At 67.6% G+C, this 20,831-nt stretch carries 20 protein-coding genes; 5 read left to right on the forward strand and 15 right to left on the reverse strand.

Annotated elements, in window-relative coordinates:
• Positions 1-29 precede the first annotated feature (29 nt).
• The 4 genes from ndk to ileS are packed head-to-tail and all read right to left on the reverse strand — an operon-like array spanning position 30 to position 5,560.
• Positions 30-446, reverse strand: a complete 417-nt coding sequence (ndk, locus tag ACT3UE_RS13845) for a nucleoside-diphosphate kinase (RefSeq protein WP_444553657.1) — start codon at positions 444-446, stop codon at positions 30-32.
• 40 nt (positions 447-486) lie between these two features.
• Complete coding sequence (locus ACT3UE_RS13850) at positions 487-933, reverse strand: DUF4233 domain-containing protein (protein WP_444566895.1); 447 nt, start codon at positions 931-933, stop codon at positions 487-489.
• Between the two features lie 7 nt (positions 934-940).
• Entirely contained in the window at positions 941-2,302 is a 1,362-nt protein-coding gene (locus ACT3UE_RS13855) for a bifunctional folylpolyglutamate synthase/dihydrofolate synthase (protein WP_444566896.1), read from the reverse strand.
• Entirely contained in the window at positions 2,303-5,560 is a 3,258-nt protein-coding gene (gene ileS, locus ACT3UE_RS13860; protein ID WP_444566897.1) for an isoleucine--tRNA ligase, read from the reverse strand.
• Positions 5,561-5,917: 357 nt separating this feature from the next.
• Between ileS and ACT3UE_RS13865 the strand changes: the two genes are divergently transcribed.
• From ACT3UE_RS13865 to ACT3UE_RS13875, 3 genes are all read left to right on the forward strand, one after another.
• A complete protein-coding gene (locus ACT3UE_RS13865) occupies positions 5,918-6,265 on the forward strand; it encodes a PadR family transcriptional regulator (RefSeq protein ID WP_444553661.1) in 348 nt (115 codons plus the stop codon).
• Positions 6,262-6,807 carry a hypothetical protein gene (locus ACT3UE_RS13870; RefSeq protein WP_444566898.1) on the forward strand — a complete coding sequence of 182 codons (546 nt, stop codon included), beginning with the start codon at positions 6,262-6,264 and terminating at the stop codon, positions 6,805-6,807. Before ACT3UE_RS13865 ends, ACT3UE_RS13870 begins: the two co-directional genes overlap by 4 nt.
• 171 nt (positions 6,808-6,978) lie before the next feature.
• Complete coding sequence (locus ACT3UE_RS13875; RefSeq protein ID WP_444566899.1) at positions 6,979-7,719, forward strand: SDR family NAD(P)-dependent oxidoreductase; 741 nt, start codon at positions 6,979-6,981, stop codon at positions 7,717-7,719.
• Positions 7,720-7,732: 13 nt separating this feature from the next.
• Here ACT3UE_RS13875 and ACT3UE_RS13880 read toward each other — a convergent pair whose 3' ends face one another.
• From ACT3UE_RS13880 to ACT3UE_RS13890, 3 genes are read right to left on the reverse strand one after another with little or no spacing between them, the layout of a single operon-like run.
• Positions 7,733-8,635 carry an aminoglycoside phosphotransferase family protein gene (locus ACT3UE_RS13880; RefSeq protein ID WP_444566900.1) on the reverse strand — a complete coding sequence of 301 codons (903 nt, stop codon included), beginning with the start codon at positions 8,633-8,635 and terminating at the stop codon, positions 7,733-7,735.
• A 29-nt stretch (positions 8,636-8,664) separates the two neighbouring features.
• Positions 8,665-9,177: a hypothetical protein gene (locus ACT3UE_RS13885; RefSeq protein ID WP_444566901.1), complete on the reverse strand. Its 513-nt coding sequence runs from the start codon at positions 9,175-9,177 to the stop codon at positions 8,665-8,667.
• A gap of 51 nt (positions 9,178-9,228) precedes the next feature.
• Positions 9,229-10,854: an amidohydrolase gene (locus ACT3UE_RS13890; protein WP_444561676.1), complete on the reverse strand. Its 1,626-nt coding sequence runs from the start codon at positions 10,852-10,854 to the stop codon at positions 9,229-9,231.
• 79 nt (positions 10,855-10,933) lie between these two features.
• Here ACT3UE_RS13890 and ACT3UE_RS13895 point away from each other — a divergent pair, with 79 nt between their 5' ends.
• Positions 10,934-11,761, forward strand: a complete 828-nt coding sequence (locus ACT3UE_RS13895) for a hydrolase (protein ID WP_444566902.1) — start codon at positions 10,934-10,936, stop codon at positions 11,759-11,761.
• A gap of 30 nt (positions 11,762-11,791) precedes the next feature.
• Here the strand turns inward: ACT3UE_RS13895 and ACT3UE_RS13900 are convergent, their stop codons facing one another.
• Positions 11,792-12,475 (reverse strand): hypothetical protein, encoded by a 684-nt coding sequence (locus ACT3UE_RS13900; RefSeq protein ID WP_444553667.1) that lies wholly within the window; start codon positions 12,473-12,475, stop codon positions 11,792-11,794.
• A gap of 108 nt (positions 12,476-12,583) precedes the next feature.
• On the opposite strand from ACT3UE_RS13900, the gene ACT3UE_RS13905 reads away from it, so the two are divergent.
• Complete coding sequence (locus ACT3UE_RS13905; protein WP_444566903.1) at positions 12,584-12,937, forward strand: serine/threonine protein phosphatase; 354 nt, start codon at positions 12,584-12,586, stop codon at positions 12,935-12,937.
• Between the two features lie 10 nt (positions 12,938-12,947).
• On the opposite strand, the gene ACT3UE_RS13910 is transcribed toward ACT3UE_RS13905, so the two are convergent.
• The 7 genes from ACT3UE_RS13910 to cysD are packed head-to-tail and all read right to left on the reverse strand — an operon-like array spanning position 12,948 to position 20,830.
• Positions 12,948-14,465: an FAD-dependent oxidoreductase gene (locus ACT3UE_RS13910; protein WP_444566904.1), complete on the reverse strand. Its 1,518-nt coding sequence runs from the start codon at positions 14,463-14,465 to the stop codon at positions 12,948-12,950.
• Positions 14,466-14,482: 17 nt separating this feature from the next.
• Complete coding sequence (gene cobA, locus ACT3UE_RS13915) at positions 14,483-15,739, reverse strand: uroporphyrinogen-III C-methyltransferase (protein ID WP_444566905.1); 1,257 nt, start codon at positions 15,737-15,739, stop codon at positions 14,483-14,485.
• On the reverse strand, positions 15,736-16,632 hold the full coding sequence (locus ACT3UE_RS13920; RefSeq protein WP_444566906.1) for an ABC transporter permease: 897 nt from the start codon (positions 16,630-16,632) through the stop codon (positions 15,736-15,738). The genes cobA and ACT3UE_RS13920 overlap by 4 nt, the downstream gene beginning before the upstream one ends.
• Positions 16,619-17,416, reverse strand: a complete 798-nt coding sequence (locus ACT3UE_RS13925) for an ABC transporter ATP-binding protein (protein ID WP_444561674.1) — start codon at positions 17,414-17,416, stop codon at positions 16,619-16,621. Before ACT3UE_RS13925 ends, ACT3UE_RS13920 begins: the two co-directional genes overlap by 14 nt.
• Positions 17,413-18,531 (reverse strand): ABC transporter substrate-binding protein, encoded by a 1,119-nt coding sequence (locus ACT3UE_RS13930; RefSeq protein WP_444566907.1) that lies wholly within the window; start codon positions 18,529-18,531, stop codon positions 17,413-17,415. The genes ACT3UE_RS13925 and ACT3UE_RS13930 overlap by 4 nt, the downstream gene beginning before the upstream one ends.
• The gene (locus ACT3UE_RS13935; protein WP_444561673.1) at positions 18,528-19,868 is read right to left on the reverse strand and encodes a sulfate adenylyltransferase subunit 1; all 1,341 of its coding nucleotides are present in this window, start codon (positions 19,866-19,868) and stop codon (positions 18,528-18,530) included. The genes ACT3UE_RS13930 and ACT3UE_RS13935 overlap by 4 nt, the downstream gene beginning before the upstream one ends.
• The gene (cysD, locus tag ACT3UE_RS13940) at positions 19,868-20,830 is read right to left on the reverse strand and encodes a sulfate adenylyltransferase subunit CysD (protein WP_444561672.1); all 963 of its coding nucleotides are present in this window, start codon (positions 20,828-20,830) and stop codon (positions 19,868-19,870) included. The genes ACT3UE_RS13935 and cysD overlap by 1 nt, the downstream gene beginning before the upstream one ends.
• Between the last annotated feature and the right edge of the window lies 1 nt (position 20,831).

The raw sequence follows: 20,831 nt of genomic DNA on the forward strand, positions 1-20,831 counted from the left end.
CGGCCGACGTCGTGGGAGGGTGGAAGGTGCTAGGAGAACCAGATCCCGATCTCGCGTTCGGCCGACTCGACGGAGTCGGAACCGTGCACCAGGTTCTGCTGGACCTTCACGCCCCAGTCGCGGCCGAGGTCACCGCGGATGGTGCCGGGGGCGGCAGCCGTCGGCTCGGTGGCCCCTGCCAGGGAGCGGAAGCCTTCGATGACGCGTTCGCCTTCGAAGATGGCGGCCACGACCGGACCGGAGAGCATGAATTCCACGAGCGGCTCGTAGAACGGCTTGCCGACGTGCTCCTCGTAGTGCGCCTCGAGGATCCCGCGGGTGGCCTGGACCTGCTTGAGTTCGACCAGGCGGTAGCCCTTGGCCTCGACGCGGGACAGGATGGTGCCGGTGAGCTGGCGCTTCACGCCATCGGGCTTGACCAGGACAAGGGTGCGTTCTGTGGACACGGTGGTGCTCCTTCTATGCTGCGTGGGGTCGGTGACCAGTCTAGTGGTCGGTTTCGGGCTCGGGGTTCGCGGCTTCCCATTCGGCCTGGCGCCGGTCCCGTTCGGCGTTCTCCAGATCGATGGTCCGGCCCTTGGTGACGGCGTACCACCAGCACAAGGCGAACAGGACCCCGATGACGAACATCGAGGTGTCCACGAATCCGAGCAGGATCAGCAGGATCTGGACGATCCAGCCGATCCAGTAGCCCAGGGGTTTGGTCAGGAAGACGCAGGCGATGATGCACACGGCCATGATCCATCCGCCGGTCAAGAAGATCAGCAGCGGGTCGATCGTGTCCCGGTAGAGCCCGAAGACCGCCAAGGTGGCGAACAACGCGACACCGGCTTCGAGCACCAGGACCGTGGAGGCGAAGAGCACCCGGGTGGAGCGGCGCTTCTTCTTCATCCCGGGGCGCCACTCGCGCTGGGCTTTGGTCATGCGTGCCATGGGGTGCTTACTTTCCTAACAGGGTGCGTGCTTCGCCAACGACGGTAATCGATCCGGTGATCAGGACGCCACCGGTGAGTTCCTCGCTGGATTCGGAGCGCCCGATCGCCCATTCCAGGGCGTCGTCGAGACGATCGGTGACGTGGATGCCGGCATCGCTGAACCCGGCCTTCAGGGCCAGCTCCCCCAGTTCTTCGGCCGGGATGGACCGGGGGGAGGTGGACTGGGTCAGGCAGATGTCCTGGACGAGTTCCCCGTATTGCAGATACAGCTCGTCGAGCATCGCCGGGGCATCCTTTTCGGCCAGGATCCCCACCACCAGCACCAGGGTGCTGAAGTCGAAGGCCTCCTTCACCGCCTGCGCCGAGACGGCCAGGCCCGCGGGGTTGTGTCCGGCGTCGACCAGGACGGTCGGGGCCGAACGCACGAGTTCCAGCCGTCCCGGGCTGGAGACGTTCCCGAAGGCCAGCTGGACCAGATCCTCTTCCAGTGCCTTCTCCCCGCCCCCGAGGAAGGCCTCCATCGCAGCCACGGCGACGGCGGCGTTCTGCCCCTGGTGGGCCCCGTGCAACGGCAGCGCCAGATCCTCATAGCGTCCGGCAATGCCCTGGATCGTCAGCGACTGCCCGCCGACGGCCAGCTGGCGGGACTCCACGCCGAACTCCACGCCTTCGAAGCGGAAGGGGACCCCGGTGTCGCGGGCGGCCTCCAGGAGGACCTGGGCCGCTTCGGGCTCCTGGGCCGAGGAGATCAGGAATCCTCCGACCTTGATGATGCCCGCCTTTTCCAGGGCGATCTCGTGTACGGTGTCCCCGAGCAGGTCGGTGTGGTCCAGGGAGATCGGGGTGATGACCGAGACCTGCCCGTCGGCCACGTTGGTGGCATCGGTGATCCCGCCCAGGCCGACCTCGATGACGGCGACGTCCACGGGGGCGTCGGCGAAGACCGCGAAGCACAGGATCGTCAGGGCCTCGAAGTAGGTCAGCGGGTTCTGACCGGCCTCCTCCAGTTCGGCGTCGACGATTCCCAGGAACGGCCGGATCTCATCCCAGTTGCGCACGAAGTCCTCGTCGGAGACCGGTTCCCCGTCGATGCTGATGCGTTCGGTCACGCTGGACAGATGCGGGCTGGTGTACCGGCCGACCCGCAGGTCGTGGGCCAGGACCAGTTGTTCGATGATCCGTGCGGTGGAGGTCTTGCCGTTGGTTCCGGTCACATGGATGATCGGCATCGCCCTGTTGGGCTCGCCGAGGACCTCCATGGCCCGGAACATCGGGGCCATGCGCGGCTCCATCTTGTTCTCGGGCGCGCGGCCCAATAGTTCGGCGTAGACGCTTTGGACCGAGAACTCGTCGTGGTCGGGGCTCATTCAGGCAACCGTCCGTTCTACCGAGATGGTGGTGTCGACATCGCCGGGGATCAGTTCCAGATCGAGGGTCAGGGTTTCGTGCTTGACCAGCTCGGCGTTGGCGTGCAGGGCGTCGATGATGTCCTGCGGGGCATTGATGGTGGTGAGGATCCGATCACTGACGTGCAGATCGGCGTCCTTGCGGGCCTGCTGGATCGACCGGACCATGTCCCGGGCGGTGCCTTCGGCCTCGAGTTCGGCGGTGACCTCGGTGTTCAGGACCACGAAGCCTCCCCCGGGGAGCATCGAGACGGCGGTGGACCCGTTGTCGTCCCCGTCGGCGACCACCGTCTCCAGGGTGTATTCGCCGTCTTGCAGCTCCAGTCCGCCCGAGGTGACGACCCCGTCGGTCAGTGACCAGTGGCCCGTTTTGGAGCCCTTGATGGCGACCTGGACGTTCTTGCCCAGCCGGGGTCCCGCGGCCCGGGCGTTGACGACCAGCTTTTGCTCGATCCCGAATTCCTCCGGGGAGGCGTCGGCGGCGTCGACCAGCCGGACGTGGCGCAGGTTCAGTTCATCGGCGATGACCTCGGTTCCGGATTCCAATTCGGAGGAGGCGGGAACGACGACGGTGAGCTCCTGCAGCGGCAACCGCACCCGTAGCTTGGCGGCCTTGCGCAGGCTGGAGCCCGTCGAGCAGACCTGCCGGATCCTGTCCATGCGGGCCACCAGCTCCGGATCCGCGGCGAAGGTGCCGGTTTCGGGCCAGTCGGTCAGGTGGACCGAACGCCCGCCGGTCAGACCACGCCAGATCTCTTCGGTGATCAGCGGCAGCAGCGGTGCGGCGACCCGGCAGAGGGTTTCCAGCGCCGTGTACAGGGCGTCGAAGGCATCGGTGTCCTCGGCGAAGAAGCGGTCGCGGCTGCGCCTGACGTACCAGTTGGTGAGCATGTCCAGGTAGTGCCGCAGCCCGTCGCAGGCCCCGGAGACGTCGTAGGCGTCCATATGGGCGCCGATCTCCGCCACCAGCTGACCCGTGTTGGCCAGCAGGTACTGGTCCAGCGTGTCGGTGTACCCGTCATACCGCAGCTTCGCCTCGTAGCCGGCCCCGGAGTTCGCGGAGTTGGTGTAGAGGGTGAAGAAGCTGTAGACGTTCCACAACGGCAGGATGACCTGGCGGACCCCGTCGCGGATCCCTTGTTCGGTGACCACCAGGTTCCCGCCGCGCAGGATCGGGCTGGACATCAGGAACCAGCGCATCGCATCGGAGCCGTCACGGTCCAGGACCTCGTTGACGTCGGGGAAGTTATGCAGCGACTTGGACATCTTCTGTCCGTCCGAGCCCAGCACGATCCCGTGGCTGATCACGTTGCGGAAGGCCGGGCGGTCGAACAACGCCGTGGACAACACGTGGAGCATGTAGAACCAGCCGCGCGTCTGTCCGATGTATTCGACGATGAAATCCGCCGGGCTGTGGGTGGAGAACCAGTCCTTGTTCTCGAACGGGTAGTGCACCTGCCCGTAGGGCATGGATCCGGAGTCGAACCAGACGTCCAGCACGTCCTCGACCCGGCGCATGGTGGATCCGCCGGTGGGGTCGTCCGGGTTGGGCCGGGTCAGTTCGTCGATGAACGGACGGTGCAGATCGACCTCGCCCTCGTGGTTCACCGGCAGCCGGCCGAAGGCCTCTTCCATTTCGGCCAGCGAACCGTAGACGTCGGTGCGCGGGTAATCGGGGTTGTCCGAGACCCAGACGGGGATCGGGCTGCCCCAGTAGCGGTTGCGGGAGATGGACCAGTCACGGGCGTTTTCCAGCCACTTGCCGAACTGTCCGTCCTTCACGTTGGAGGGGATCCAGTTGATCTGCTGGTTCAGTTCGCTCATCCGCTCCTTGAACTGGGTCACCTCGACGTACCAGGAGGAGATGGCCCGGTAGATCAGCGGGGTGCGGCAGCGCCAGCAATGCGGGTAGGAGTGCACGTAGCTGGCCTGGCGGACCAGCCGGGCCGAGGACTTCAGGTCAGCGATGATGGCCTTATTCGCGTCGAAGACCTGGACGCCGGCGATATCGGCCAACGGGCCTCCGGCGAAGAGCGGCAGGAACTTGGCGCCCTCATCGACCGAGAGGACCACGGGGATCCCGTTGGCCTCGCAGATCTTCTGGTCCTCCTCGCCGTAGGCGGGAGCCTGGTGGACGATGCCGGTGCCGTCGGTGGTGGTGACGTAGTCGGCGACCAGGATCCGCCAGGACTTCGCGGTGCCGTAGGTCTCTTCGTCGGCGAAGTAATCCCAGAGCCGCTCGTATTCCAGCCCCTCCAATTCGGAGCCGCGGTAGGTGGCGGTGACTGCTTCGGCGGCGGACGCCGCGTCCTCGTACCCCAGGTCCTTGGCGTAGGCCCCGAGCAGATCCGAGGCCAGCATGAAGGACTCCCCCGCCGCACTGGTTCCGGCAGGTCCTGCGGGCACCACGACGTAGTAGACCTCGGGTCCCACGGCGAGGGCCTGGTTGGTGGGCAGGGTCCAGGGGGTGGTGGTCCAGGCGATTGCCTGGGTTCCCGCCAGCTGCCGGGAGATCTCGCTCTCTCCGGCCAAGATGCCGAAGGTGACCGTGACGGTCTGGTCCTGGCGGTCCTTGTAGACGTCCTCGTCCATGCGCAGCTCGTGGTTGGACAGCGGGGTTTCGTCCTTCCAGCAATACGGCAGCACCCGGTAGCCGTTATAGGTCAGGCCCTGGGTGTGCAGCTGCTTGAAGGCCCAGAGGACCGATTCCATGTAGTCGACGTTCAGCGTCTTGTAGTCGTTGTCGAAGTCCACCCAGCGGGCCTGGCGGGTGACGTATTCCTGCCATTCGCCGGCATACTTCATGACCGAGGAACGGCAGGCGTCGTTGAACTTGTCGATGCCCATGGCCTCGATCTGCTGCTTATCGGTCATGCCCAGCTGCTTCATCGCCTCCAGTTCGGCGGGCAGTCCGTGGGTATCCCAGCCGAAGCGGCGCTCCACGCGTTTGCCACGCTGGGTCTGGTAGCGCGCAACGAGGTCCTTCACATAGCCGGTGAGCAGGTGGCCGTAGTGCGGAAGTCCGTTGGCAAAGGGGGGACCGTCATAGAAGACGAATTCATTGGACCCGTCGGTGCCGGCGGGTCGGGCGTCGATGGAGGCCTGGAAGGTGTGGTCCTCGTCCCAGTACTTCAGTACGCGTTCCTCGATCTCGGGGAACCGCGGCGAGGCGGGCGTGACGTTCTGCGGATCGGTGGAGGCCTTGGGGTACAAACTCATCAGCGGCAGTCCTGGCATCGGTTCGGCGTCGGGTCACAACGCCTGGTGTTCTCGATGCGGGGACGATTCCCGGCATTCGGTTGCCGGTTCTCGCGGTACCACCCCGCTTGTCCGCGGGCCCTCCGGAGAGAGGACTGCGCGAACCGCTCGCACTGGGCTGTCACGCGCCCAACCGCCCGGTTCTACTGGGTCCGCACGGGGCGGACCGTTCTTCCGGAAGCTCACCGGTGATGGCCGGGTCGTTGCTGGTGGGACCAGTCTAGCGGATACCACGGCGGTGGCGCTCGCCCCGTGCACCAGGAGAAGCATCCTGGTTCGGACGTTCCCTCAGGCCACTATTCATGATTCACTACTAGTATGAGTAGAACAGATGCGCAACGAGACGGGCAGCTCCTGCGCGGGGCTCTGCCCTTATTGATCCTCACCTTGCTCTCCGAGCGGGAGTCCTACGGCTATGAACTCGTCGAGCGTCTGAGCGCCTTGGGCCTGCAGGCAGGTACCGGACTGGTCTATCCCGCGTTGAGCAGGATGGAACGCGATGGGCTCCTGGCCGCATACACCGCCGCCTCCAGCCAGGGGCCTCCACGGAAGTACTTCGGGCTGACCGCTGCGGGAGAACACCAACGCAACGATTCCCACCAGCAATGGAAACACCTCCAACGAGCGGTCCAGGACGCGCTCACCTCGACAGGAGAGCTGCGATGAACGATCTCCACGACACCGACACCACTGCGCGTCGCTCCATGATGGACCGGCTACGCATCGATCTCTATCTGATGCGGCTGGACTGGCATTTGGAAGGCGGCCTGCCCGGAGCCGGCCGCAAGAACGTGATCCGGTCCCTCCGCGATGACCTGCTGGTCGAGCCACGCAGCACCGGCGCGGCGTTGCGCGACCTCGGCCCCGCCTCCGGCCTGGCGGCCCGCTACGGTGACGAAGGGATGAAACGACCCCTCTGGTCCATCGGCATCATCACCGCAGGCGCCGCCCTCCTGGTCTACTGGGCCCTCTTCCTCTCCTACGTCTGGGGCATGCTCGCTGCAGTCGATGATGCCGGAGCCCAGCAAGCCCATTCCGCGTTCCTCTTCCTGGTCCCGGTCACCGCCTTCGACACCGAAGCCGGCGTGGGGATCGGCTGGAGCAGCGGACTCGCATGGCTCGTCGTACCACTGGTCATCACCCTGCTCGCCTTCGCCCTCGGGGCCCGCCTCTGGCGCCTGACCCGCCGACGCAACAGAAGGGGATGACACAAAACCCCTGACCACCAGCTCATTCCACCCTGCGCCCGTCCCCACGCACCCGTACCGGTTTGCGTCGCCGGGGGGACAGGAGTGGAATGAGGCCAGGACCCCAGGGAAGGCACTGGCCTTCCCGGCCGGGTCCCAATCAGTCCTCCCCCTCTATCGAAGGAGCACGAGATGGGTTTGCTGGATCACAAGGTCGCGTTGATCACCGGAGGCGCACAAGGCATGGGTGCCTCGCATGTGCGCAAATTCGTCGAGGAAGGTGCGCGGGTCGTCATTACCGACATCCTGGTCGAAAAGGGCCAGGCGCTGGCCGACGAGCTCGGCGACGTCGCCGCCTTCGTCGAACTCGATGTGACCCAGGCAGCTGCCTGGGACCAGGTGATTGCCCGGACGGAATCGACGTTCGGGCCGGTGGACATCCTGGTCAATAATGCCGGGATCGACGTGATGAAGAAATTCGTGGACTTCACCGAAGCGGACGTCCAGAAGATGTTCGAGGTGAATTTCTTCAGCCAGTTCCATGGCATGCAGAAGATCCTCCCCTCGATGCAGAAGGCAGGGGGAGGTTCGATCGTGAACATCTCCTCCGACGAAGGCCTGCGTCCCACCGCCGGCAATGCCGTCTACAGCGCCTCCAAGTTCGCCGTGACCGGGCTGACCAAGGCCGTCGCCCAGGAGTATGCCGAATTCGGGATCCGCGTGAACACGGTCCATCCCGGGGCCATCAAGACCCCCGGCATCGAACCGGAGAACATCAAGAAGGTCATCGAGGACTTCATGGAGAAGATCCCGATGAAGCGCATCGGCGACTCCGAGGAGGTCTCCAATCTGGTGGCCTTCGTCGCCTCCGACCGGGCCAGCTACTCGACGGGCGTCGAATTCATTGCCGACGGCGGAATCATGGCCACCTGATCCGTGCGGGCCTTCAGCGTGCCCCAACCTCGGGATCGTCCAGGAGGCGTTCCACCGTGCTGCGGCCCAACCCAGCCATCGCCGGGTTGGACCGCTGGTAGTACCAGACCAGCCCCATTGCCTGCTGGAAGGCCCAGGCTGCCCCGCGCTGCCATTCGACGTCGCTGCTTCCCAGGCCCTCCTTGAAGGTCGTCCGTGCCGGCCGTCCCAGCAGGTGCCAGGCGGCAACCAGATCGAGGGACGGATCGGCGGGGGCGAACCCTCCGCCGTCCAGGACTCCGGCCAGGCGCCCCCCGTCCACGAGGAGGTTGGCCGGGGTCAGGTCGCCATGGCTCATCGTGTCGTTGCCTCCGGCCGGAAGTCCGCGGAAACCGGCCCACATCCAGCGCAGCCGGGGAACGTCAAGCAGGCCGGCACTCCGGGTGAAGCAGTGCTCCATCCATTCGTCGTGATCAGGCAGGGCTCCCCCACGTCCACGTCCATTGAAGCTCCGGCCGTCCAGGTCGGTCGCCCGGAGGGCCTGGATGAACCGGACGAGGTCGGCGGCGAACTTCGGGGAGTCCGAGACCATCGTGGGGGTGGCGACGTGTCCGGGTATCCAGGTCTGGAGCGTGAACGGCAGGGGGTAGGACTTGTCGGGCCGGCCCAGACCGACGCAGGTAGGTGTCGGCACGGGGCTGCGCCCCGCGAGTTCGCCCATGGCATCGGCTTCGGTACTCAGGGATTCGGCCAGTTCGGCCGGGTCGGATTCGTGGAGCGGGAAGCGGGCGGCCAGCAGGTCGCCGACGCGGAAGATGGCATTGACGGTTCCCGTGCTGGGAAGAAACCTGATGGGTTCGCTCCTCAGGTGTGGAAATTGTTGGCGGATCAAGGCCTGGGCAGTGGGAACGTAGATCGGAATCTGGTCGTGGCGCACGGATCCTCCTTGACCTGAGCTGGTCGGTTTCAATGGAGGAAGACCTTCAAGCCCACGATCAGCAGCCCCAACAGTGCCGTGCCGCCGGAGACCACCAGACGCACCCGGACCGTCGGGGCCCAGCGCAGGGACGAAAGATATCCCACCACCCCGAGTAGAACGACGTTGACCCACAATGCCGTCCACAGCGCCACCTCGTCGCTGATGACCCCCAGGACCCCCAGCAGCAGGACGCCCAGGGGAATGACGGCGGCCAGGAGCAACCCCGCCGAGTGGCGCCAGGCATGGCTGAGTTCGCCTCGAAAGCTGGCCTGGCCCGGTTCGCTCTGGTTCAGGTGCGCCACGCAGACGGCGAAGAGGTGGGCCGCCCAAAAGACGACCACCGTGCCGAGCACCTTGAAGAAATTCTCCGCCGAGGTGTCGCCGTACCTGCCCATGACAATGAGCATCGCGGAGACCACGATGAGCCCATATACGGAGGACTCGAACGAGGAGCCGGGGCGCCGGGTCCAGGTCCCGCTGCTCCCGGGTTTCTTCATCATGATGACAGTATCCCGAACAGACCGCCCCCGAACCAGAGGTAGCGGGACCCACTAGCCGAAACGCACCGCCCCGGCCAGACGGGTCTGGACCACGGCGATGTCCTGGATGCGGGTGGGATCCACCGCCGTCGGATCCTGATCCAGCACCACCAGGTCCGCATATTTTCCGACCTCGATCGAACCGGTGACATCATCGGCCCGGCACTGCCAGGCGGCGTCGATGGTCACGGCCCGCAAGGCCGCTTCGACGCTGATGCGCTCGCCGGGGTTCAACACTTCCCCGCCTTCGGCCATGATGCGGGTGACCGCATCCTGGACGTAGCGCAGCGGTTCCAACGGGGTGACGTTCCAGTCGCTGTGCAGCGAGATGCGCAGGCCACCAGCCAGCGCCGAGGCGCAGGGGTCGTAGAAGTCGGCGCGTTCGGGGCCCAGCAACCGTTCACGGAACGCCCGGCCCCACCATCTGACGTGGCCGATCAGGAACGACGGCGAAATCCCGGCAGCTGCCATGCGGGCGATGTGTTCGGGACGGGTGAGACTGCAGTGTTCGATCCGGTGCCGGTGGTCGGGGCGCGGGTCGGAGGCCAACGCCTGCTCGAAGGCCTCCAGGGTCGTGTCGATGGCTGCATCACCATTGGCATGGACACCGATCTGCCAACCGTCCCGATGGGCCCGGGACACCACAGCCGCCAGTTCCGCCGGCGAATGGTTCAGGGCTCCGCGGCTGGTCTGGCCCAGATAGGGTTTGCGTTGGAATCCGGTACCCGCCTGGTTGGACCCATCCGACCACGCCTTGATGCCGTCGACCCGGAACAGATCGTCCCCGTCCCCCGGGCGGATCCCCTTCGCCATCCAGTCGTCATAGCAGCTCGAGACCAACATCCCCCGGTATCTGACCGGGGAGTCGTCGTCGAGCACCGTACGCAGCACGTCCAGATCCGACGTTCCGTCGATGGAGCCGATACCGCAGTCGTGCAGCAGGGTGACCCCTTGGCTGGCAGCCTGCCAAAGCAGATCGCGGATCCGCCCGGCCAGTGCCTCGCCGGTGGCAAAGGGAAGCCCTGCCCCGAACGCGGCCAGGGCAGAGGATTCCTCCAGCCGGCCGGTCGGCTCACCCTGGGCGTCGCGGGTATAGCGGCCCGCCGGTGGATCCGCGGTGTTGCGGTCGATACCGGCCCGGGCGAGGGCCGCGGAGTTGGCGTAGGCGATATGCCCGTTGCTTTCCAACACCAGCGCCGGAGCATGCGGAACGAGTCGGTCCAGTTCATGGCGGTCCAGCATCGGGTGGCCGGCGGTGATGCTCGGGTCGAATTGCTGGGCCAACACCCAACCGGTCGACGCCGGGATGGCCTCGCGCAGTGCGATAAAAACGTCGTCCGCGGTGGGACAGGTCATAGGGCTCACATCGGCCCAGTCGGCCAACTGGACCATGGAGGAATGCATATGCGGGTCGATCAACCCCGGCAGCAACGCCCTGCCCTCGAGATCGACCTGTTCGGTCCCTGCCCCGATCAGCGAAGAGAGTTCCTCGATGGAGCCCACGGCCAGGATGCGCCCATGCCCCACTGCCACCGCTTCGGCCCGCGGCCTCTGCGCGTCCATGGTCAGGATCGTCCCGCCGGAGAAGAACAGGTCGGCGTGCTGGTGGGTGGCCTGCGAATCAGTGGCTTCAGACATGTCCCCGATGATAGACCCGCCCGGCTTCGGCCCGGCGAGCCCTTGACGTGTCACCGGTTGAGCACCGAAGAATGGGTCCATGACCATCTGGATCTGTGCGACCTGCGGTATCGGGCACCCCGATACCGGGGCCCCGCCGTCGTCCTGCGCCATCTGCCTGGACGAGAGGCAATATGTTCCGGCCACCGGGCAGCGGTGGACCCATCAGCGAGAACTCTCGGCCGACGGCCACCGGATGCGGATCGAGCCCCTCGAACCGGGGTTGCACGGGTTGTCGGTGGTCCCCCGGTTTGCGATCGGCCAGCGGGGGCTGCTGGTGTGCACCCCGGCAGGGAACCTCTTATGGGAGCCTCCGGGATATCTCGACGAGGAGACCCTGGCTGCCGTCGAGGCGCTGGGAGGGGTGGCGGCGATCTCCGCCAGCCATCCCCATCTGACCGGGGCCTGCATCCAATGGAGCCATGCCTTCGACCGGGCCCCGGTGTGGGTGGCCTCTGCCGACCGGGCCTGGATCCGCCGCCCCGATCCGGTCATCGAGCTCTGGGCCGGAGTGCATGAGGTGTTGCCGGGATTGACGATGATCCAGTGCGGCGGCCATTTTGCGGGCAGTGCGGTGGTGCACTGGGACGCCGGGGCGGGTGGGAAGGGAGCCATGCTCAGCGGGGACACGATCCAGATCGGTGCCGACCGGGCCTCGGTGAGCGCCATGCGCAGCTATCCCAACAACATTCCGTTGCCGGCCCCTTCCATCCGCCGGATCCTTGAGGCCACCGCGGTCTATGACTATGACCGGCTCTACAGCGCCTTCGCCGTCATCGAGCAGGGGGCCAAACCGTTGGTGGAAGCCTCACTGTCCAGGTATATGGAGTGGATCCAGGGCCACGTCCCGGACGAACCGGAGCGGTAGCAGGCACCGGCCCCGGCCGCGGAGGGCGCACTATTTACGTGAGATGACGTCCCCGCTGTTGATGATGACGAATTCATGGTCCTGGGTCAGCAGGTTCAGGTAACCGGAATCGACGCTGAGGACGTAGGCGGTCAGCGGCCCGTCGGTGGTTTCAATATGTTCCTGCGGAACCCAGGGGGTCTGGACGAATGCGGCGACCAGCAGCAGGGAGATCCCCGACACCCAGCCCACGCTGGCCATGGCCTTGGCGAACGCGCGGCGCACCGGGTTCTGCGGGGAAAGTATCCGGATCAGGGCGAAGAGTCCGAAGACCGCAGCCACCGCGACGGGAAGCCACCAGATCTTGAAGGACACCGTCAGCGCGGCCAGGGTCACCAGGGCCAGCGTGGTGGCCAACAGCACCACCGGGCGTCGGCCCAACGGGGACCACACGTAGGTGGCCAACAGCAGTGGCAGGATCACGATCATCAGGTAGGTGACCAACAGGTGTCCGGCCATCAGCGAACCGAACAGCAGGGCCAGGCCGTCACTCAACCCCAGCGTCGTACTGACCGCGAAGGCCGTGTTCCAGTCGTAGCCGGACACCGCGAAGATCCGCAGGATCAGAAAGACGAATCCACCGGCGGCGGCGGGGGCGACGCTTCCTGCGTACCGGTGGGCGATCTCTGCCGGCCGTGACTCGTCGAGGGGCGGCTTCGGGTTTTCGGCGGTCATCCCTCGAGGCTACTTCTCCCCCGCGATGCCTGCCGTGGGGCCGCGCCGCAGGGCAGGCTTTCCACCACGGCCCCCTTCTCCCGCCCAACGCCCCGATAGGGTGGCTGCATGAGTGAAGACGTGGTGTTTCCGCATACCCGGGATGGCGACAACGAGAAATTGGGCTACCTGAAGATGACGGAGGAAGGGTTCGTGCCCATCGACCTGTTGTGGAACGAACTCGACGCGGCCATGGAACTGACCGCGGCCGAAGCCCGCCTCGAGGAGCCGGGGCTGCAGTATCTGGCGGAGGACTGGTGGCTCGATGTCGACGACCATCCTGAACGGGTCAAGGTCAGCATCCGGGAAGTGTCGATGGAGCGGGTCGTGGTGGCCAATGCCGACTTCGGGTATCCGGCAGACATCGGCTTCGAGTTCATCCTGGCCAATCCCACGCCCCGGCTCCATCCCGCCGCCTCCTAGCTGAACGGCTTCAGGCCAAGGCACCCACCTCCGCGCGGCGGCGCTCGCCGTCGATGGTGGAGGCCTCCACCATGGCCTCCCGGTCGACGACCTTGATGCGTTCACGGGCCACCGGCCCCGCGGCGGTGGCCACTGGTCCGGCGGCCTCCCCCACGGCCCGTTCATGGCGATCAAGGGCGACCCATCCTTCCCAGCCGGTGAACTCCACCCCTCGGGCGGCCAGCAGTCGGGGCACCGCCGCGGGGTCGGGGACGACGGCGGCCGGAAGGTTGGCCAGGTCCTCGAGCAGGAGCGTGATGGTCTCCAGGGCATCGCCCTTGGTATGGCCGATCAGGCCCACCGGACCGCGCTTGATCCACCCGGTGGCATATAGCCCCACCACGTGGTCTCCGGCCTCGTCCAGGACCCGTCCGCCGGCATTGGGGATGACCCCGTGGCTCCCGTCGTAGGCCAGTTCGGGCAGGGCCGAGCCGAAGTAGCCGATGGCCCGGTAGACGGCCTGGACCCCGTAGTCCACCAGCTCCCCGGTCCCGCGCACGTTGCCGGTCCCGTCCAGTTCCTGGCGTTCGAACCGGATGGCTTCCACGGACCCGTTGGACCCGGTGATCTCCACCGGGGCGTGCAGGAAGTGCAGATGCAACCGCCGCGAGGCCGGGGTCCGAGTCCCGGCGTCCTCGGCCTCCTCCCGGTCCTCCTGCTCGACCAACCAGTTGGTGAGTGTATTGACCATCGTCTTGGCCTGGTTGTTCGTCTTGATCGCCTCATCGGAGGCATCGTCGAACTCGAAATCCTCCGGGTAGAGGACGATGTCCACATCCCTCGAATGTGAGAGTTCGCGCAACTCCAACGGGGTGAACTTCACCTGGGCGGGGCCCCGCCGGCCGAAGATATGCACGTCGGTCACCGGTGAGGCGGCCAGGCCCGCATGGACGTTGTCCGGGATCTCGGTGACCAGCAGGTCCTCGGGATGCTTGGAGAGCATCCGGGCGACGTCCAGGGCGACGTTGCCGTTGCCGATGACCGCGATCTGCTGCGCGTCCAGGGGCCAGGTCCGCGGCACATCGGGATGCCCGTCGTACCAGGACACGAAGTCCGCGGCCCCGTAGGCGCCCTCGAGGTCCATGCCCGGGACGTTCAGGTCGGCGTCCTTGATCGCCCCGGTGGCGAAGATGACCGCGTCGTAGTGGGTTTCCAGGTCCGTCAGGCTCAGATCGGTGCCGTACTCCACGTTCCCGAAGAAACGGATGTCCCCCCGGTCCAGGACCTTATGCAGTGCCTTCACGATGCCCTTGATCCGCGGATGGTCAGGGGCCACCCCGTAGCGGATCAGCCCATAGGGTGCCGGGTACCGGTCGAAGAGGTCGATGGATACGGTCAAGGCCCCGGAGCTCACCGGGCCGCTTTTGGTCAGCAGATCGGCGGCGTAGACGCCGGCCGGGCCGGCGCCGATGATCGCGACCCGTAACTGGCTGGCATCCAACGGGTGGGGCGGGGACGGTGTGGGACGGGGATGGTCTTCAGTGGTCATGGTTCTCCTTGGGTGGTTCAGACGGCCAGGCTGGCCGCGGGGGCAGGAACGGCAACTGTGTCGGGGGTGTAGGTACTCAGGTTCACGACGTCTCCGATGACGATGACCGCCGGGTTGGCCACGCGGCGTGCGGCGGCCTGGTCGGTGATCGTGGCCAGGGTGCCGATGGTCACGCGTTGGTCGACGGTCCAGCCGCTTTCGATGATGGCCACCGGGGTGTCGGGCCCCAGCCCGCGCCGGCCCAGGGTGGCTACGGACTCGGCGAGCCGGCGGACCCCCATCAGCAGCACGAGCGTGTGGTCGCTGCGGGCCGGCAGATCAGCCAGTTCATCGTGTCCGGTGGCCACGGTGAATCCTGCGGCGACCCCCCGATGGGTCACCGGGATCCCGGCGGCTGCCGGGACCGACAGGGCACTGGTCACCCCGGGAACGACCTCCACTGCGAGCCCGTGGCCCCGGCAGTGCTCTGCCTCCTCTCCCCCGCGCCCGAAGACGAAGGGGTCCCCGCCCTTGAGCCGGACCACGAGGTTCCCGGCCCGGGCCTGGCCCACCAGCAGGTCGTTGATCTGGTCCTGGGTGGCGGTATGGGCGCCGGGGGCCTTGCCGACCTCGATGACCCGGACGTCCGGGCCCAGTTCCTCGAGCAGGGCGCGTGGACCCAGCCGATCGGCGACCACGACGTCCGCCTCGGCCAGCAGCTGGCGTCCGCGCACGGTGATCAGCCCGCTCTCCCCCGGTCCGCCGCCGACCAGCGCCACCCGACCGGCCGGCGTCGTGCCCTGTTCCTGTGGAGCGCGGGGGCGGAAGCGTCGCCATGGCAGGAGTCCTGTCTGGGCGGCCACCCGGATCGCAGTGCGGATTCGTCCGGCCCGCCGCGGATCACCATCGGTGTTCACGGCCACCACGACCTCGTCGATCCGGGCCACCGCAGGCGTGAAGACCGTCGAGGTGCGATGGTTCGAGGCGTTGACGCACCAGAGGCGTGCCTTCTCGGCATCGGAAGCCACCGCGGAGTCCACCGCAGGGTCTCCCGTGGCGGTGTGGACGAACCAGGTGTCCTTCAGGTCGGTGGCGCGGTAGGGCCGGGGGTGCCAGTCGAGGAGCCCGGCGGCATGAAGCCGGCGGATCCCCTCCACCGCGTCGGGGGCGACCACGGTGACCCGGGCCCCGGCATCGAGCAGCGCCTTGAGGCGTCGTTCGCTCACGGGGCCGGCACCGACGAGCAGGACGCGGTGTCCGAGCAGGCGCAGAGAAGTGGGATACAGGTCGTTCATTTCGCTCCTGAGGTCAATAGGCCGCGGCGTTGGAGCAGACGGCGTTGGATGGGTGAGAAGACGAGCAGTTCGACGATGATGCCCACGCTGAGGATGACCAGGATCGCGGCCATCACCAGCGCCATGCTGGACAGATCACGGCCTTGTTGGAGCATCGAGCCCAGGCCGAAGCCGATGCTCCCGCCCACGGCGATGATCTCGGCGGCCATGAGCGAACGCCAGGAGAAGGCCCAGCCTTGTTTCAGCCCACCCAGATAGGCAGGCAGCGCCGCGGGCAGGGTGATCAGCAGGGTCTGTTGGCGCCGGGTGGCGCCGAGTACGGTGCCCACCGATCCGTAGTGCGGGGGGATCTGGTCGATTCCCGAGAGCAGCCCGTTCACGATCGAGGGCGTCGCGCCCATGAGGACCACGAAGTACACGGTCGCGTCGGTGAGCCCGAACCAGATGATGGCTGCCGGCACCCAGGCGACCGACGGCAGGACCTGGAGCCCGGAGACCAGGGGCCCCAGGGCGGCACGCAACGTGGCCGACTGGGCGAGCAGCAGGGCCAGTGGGGTGGCGATGGCCACGCTGATGGCAAAACCCGTCACGCCCCGGCCCAGCGAGGTGGCCACCGCATTTTGGAGGGTGCCATCCAGGAGGGCATCGCCCATGCCCGCAGCGACGGCTCCCGGTCCGGGGAACAGGTCGGGGCGTTTGAGGCCGCTCCAGGACAGGATCTGCCAGAGGCAGATGAGCACGAGCAGGGCCGCCGCCGGAAGCAGAACGGTCCCGAGGTCGCGTCGGGTGGCTGGTGCTGGCATCGGCAGCCGGTCCGGACCTGACTCCGGGCCGGCGGGTTCCGTGGGATCAGGCCCTGTGGCGGGACGTTCCACGGTGTCAGGGGTGGGCATGGCCGCTGATCTCCTGTCGTAGCTGCCGGGTGATTTCTTCGGTCAGTGCGGCGGTCGCCGCCGGGTTCCTGCGTACCTCTGGTCCCACCTGCCATTGCCGGGCGATCCGGCCTGGCCGGCAGGAGAGCAGGATGACGCGTTGGCCCAGCCGGACGGCCTCTCGGACGTTATGGGTCACGAAGACGATGGTCCGGCCTGTGGAGGTCCACACGCGATCGAGTTCCTCATGCAGCAGGTCACGGGTGATGGCATCCAACGCGCCGAAGGGCTCATCCATCAGCAGCAGTTCGCGGTCCTGGGCCAGGGCCCTGGCCAGCGCGGTGCGTTGGCGCATCCCGCCGGAGAGCTGGTGGGGGCGCCGTTCGCCCACCCCTGCCAGGTGGACCAGTTCCAACAGGGCGTCCGCCAGTGCCCGGCGTTCGGCCCGGGGAACCCCGCGCAGCCGCAGCGCCAGTTCCACATTGGCCCGGGCACTGAGCCAGGGCAGCAGGGAGGCGTCCTGGAACATGAAGGCCGCCCCGTCGGAGGGGACCTGGACCGTTCCTGCGGTGGGGAGCTGGAGACCGGCCAGGATCTGCAGCAGCGTGGACTTCCCGCAGCCCGAGGCGCCCAGCAGGCAGACGAACTCGCCGCGGGCGATCGTGGTGCTGATCCCGTCCAGGACCGTTGGCCCCGCGGCGTAGGACGTGCCGAGCCCGTCGAGCACCACGGACGCCGGTGGGCCGGCCGGGGCCGACGGTTCGGTGCCGGTGCCGGGGTCTTCATCCAGGACGCTGGTGGTCATCGTCTCGTTCCTTTCGGTGGGGTGGTGTCCGGGTCGAAGAGGCCGTCCAAGGATCCGTCCCGGGTCACTCCGGCGGCGACCCCCTGCTCCAGGAGCCGGTCGAAGGCGCCCGGGAACGGGTCGGTGGTGAAGTCGGTGGTGTCCAGGGCCCGGGCCAGCACCTCATCGGGCAGCCGGGCCCCCGCGGCGTCTTCGATCCCTGCGTTGATCGTTTCGGCCCGTTCGGCCGCGTCCGCCTCCTGCAGCCAGGAAACGGCCTCGGCGTTTCCTGCCACGAGTGCGGTGACCGTGTCCGGGTGCTTGGCGGCGAAGTCGGCGTCGACCACCAGGACCGTGCTGGGGAAGTGGCCAGGGCGTGCGGTCGGGGACCCGTCCCGCAGATCACGTTCGTCGACCAGGACCCGGGCCCCGGCTTCGAGCACCAGACGCGAGGCCCATGGTTCGGGCAGCCACGCCCCGTCGATCCGGCCGGCCTTGAACAGGGCGAGGGCCCGGCTGTTGTCGGTGGGGTTGATGTCCACGTCCCCCGACCCGTCGGCGGCCACCACATATCCCTGGTCAGCCAACCAGCTGCGTAGGGCGACGTCCTGTGTGCCCCCGAGTTGCGGGCTGGCCAGGACCGTTCCCCGCAGCCGGGCCGGTGAGGTGATGTCCTGGCGCACCACCAGTTGGGCGCCCCCGGAGGTGGCCCCGGCCACGACCTTCAGTGACCGTCCGGCACTGGAGGTGTAGGAGCCGATGGCCGGGGTGGGTCCCAGGTAGGCGGCGTCGATGGCCCCGGCGTTCAGGGCCTCCACCGCCGCCGGGCCGGCGTTGAAGACCTGGGTGCGAAGCCCGGTCCCGTCCGCCGCCAGTTCCCGGGCCAGGAATCCGCGCTGGATGCCCACCAAGGCCGGGGCGTGGGTGACGTTGCCGAAATATCCCAGCCGCAGCTGCGAGGCGGGGTTTCCCTCCCCGCCCGGGCCTCCCCCGGCCGGCTCGGCGGCGGCCGCCGGACCGAAGGGGGCGGGAACCCAGAGTGTGGCCAGGGCGGCGCCGACCAGCAGGGCCAGGGCCACGGTGGAGCCGATCATCCGCCGTCGGGCACGGCGAGGCCCGGGGCCACCGGCGTTCACGAGGAGATCACCAGTCCGGCGGCCACGGTGTTGCCGGTCTGCGGATCGATGACCAGCAGGGACCCGGCCCGACGATTGGCCGCGTAGTCCTCCACCGGCAGTTCGGCGGCGACACTGAGGCCCACGCTGCCGATGTCGTTGAGTTCGAGCGTGTCGGCGGGAACGAGGGCGGAGGTTTCCAGATCCAGGAGCCCCTCGACGCTGGTGACCAGGCCGCGGACGGTGGCGGTGCCGTGCTTGATCAGCACCTTGGCCCCGGGGGCAAGCGGTTCCTGGCCGAGCCAGCACAGCCGGGCCGCGAACTCCCGGCGGGGCGTGGCCACGGGGCCGGAGACGATGGTGTCCCCGCGGCTGATGTCCACGTCGTCACCCAGTCGCAGCGCCACCGATGCCGGGGCGGCCGCCGCCTGACGGGGGCCGTCGGCGGTGTCGATGCCTTCGATCGTGGTGTTGCGCGGTGGTTGGCCGGAGGACAGGACGCTCACGCTGTCCCCGAGGCCGATGCTGCCGGAACTCACTTGTCCGGCATAGGCCCGGTAGTCGCGGTAGTCCTCCGCGGCGAGCCCGGGGGCCAAGGCTCCCTGCGGTCGCAGCACGGTTTGCACGGGGAACCTGAAGGGCAGGCCGAGCTCGGTGACTTCGTCCTGGGTGGGGAGGGTTTCCAGCAGTCCGAGCAGGGTCGGACCGGTGTACCAGTCGGTGAGTTCGGAGGGCACCGCGATGTTGTCGCCGAGCAGGGCAGACACCGGAACGGCCCGTGCCCCGGTGATCCCCAGCCGTTCGGAGACGGCCAGAACCTCGCGTTCGATGTCCTCGAAGACCTCCCGGGAGTAGTCGACCAGGTCGATCTTGTTCACCGCCACGATCACGTGCGCCGTGCGCAGCAGCGCCAGCACGCTCAGATGCCGTCGGGTTTGTTCCAGCACCCCCTTGCGGGCGTCGATGAGGACGACGACGGCGTCCGCGGTGGAGGCCCCGGTGACCGTGTTGCGGGTGTACTGCACGTGTCCGGGGCAGTCGGCAAGGATGAAGCTGCGCCGGTCGGTGGCGAAGTAGCGGTAGGCGACATCGATGGTGATCCCCTGCTCGCGTTCGGCACGGAGCCCGTCGGTCAGCAGGGCCAGGTCCAGTCCGCCGTCGGCGCCGCCGAAACCGCGTTCGGTGGAGGTGCGGGCCACCGCCTCGAGCTGGTCGGCCAGGATGGCCTTCGCGTCATGGAGCAGCCGGCCCACCAGGGTTGATTTGCCGTCGTCGACGGAGCCGGCGGTGGCGAAACGGAACAGGGTCCCGGTCGCTGCGGACTCGCCGGGGCCTTCTTCGATCAGGGTGGTGCTCATTAGAAATACCCGTCCTTCTTGCGGTCTTCCATGGCCGCTTCGGAGATCCTGTCGTCGGCGCGGGTGGCCCCGCGTTCGGTGAGCGTGGAGGCGGCCACTTCGGCCACCACCGCGGCGACGGTGGCGGCGTCGGAGAGCACCGCCCCGGTGCAGGACATGTCCCCCACCGTCCGGTACCTGACCGTGCGGCGGACGATGTCCTCGCCCTGGCGGGCCGGGGAGAATTCGCCGACGGCCCGCCACATGCCCTCGCGGTGGTACACCTCGCGTTCGTGGGCGTAGTAGATGCCCGGCAGTTCGATGCCTTCACGTTCGATGTAGCGCCAGATGTCCAGTTCGGTCCAGTTGCTGATCGGGAAGGCCCGCACATGGTGTCCGGGGCGGTGCCGGCCGTTGTACAGGTTCCACAGTTCGGGCCGCTGGTTGCGGGGGTCCCACTGGCCGAACTCGTCCCGCAGGGACAGGATGCGTTCCTTGGCGCGGGCCTTGTCCTCGTCACGGCGTCCGCCGCCGAAGACGGCGTCGAACCGGTGCCCGGCAATGGCGTCCAGCAGCGGGGTGGTCTGCAGCGGATTGCGGGTGCCGTCGGCGCGTTCGACCAGCTCACCGGAGTCGATGTACTCCTGCACGCTGGCGACCTCCAGCCTCAGTCCCCGCTGGATGACGGTGCGGTCCCGGAACGCCAGGACCTCCGCGAAGTTGTGGCCGGTGTCCACGTGCAGCAGCGGGAAGGGCACCCGGCCGGGCCAGAAGGCCTTCGCCGCGAGGTGGAGCATGACCACGGAGTCCTTGCCGCCGGAGAAGAGCATGGCCGGGCGGTCGAATTCGGCGACGACCTCGCGGATGATGTGGATGGATTCGGCCTCGAGGGCGTCGAGGACCTGTCGGGGGCCTGCCGGGCCGTCCGCGGGGACCGAGGCGCCGGCGTCCCGCGGATGGGCCACGTCCTGGGTGATGGTCATG

The organism is Arthrobacter sp. 179, from assembly GCF_052379645.1.
Classification (GTDB): domain Bacteria; phylum Actinomycetota; class Actinomycetes; order Actinomycetales; family Micrococcaceae; genus Arthrobacter_H.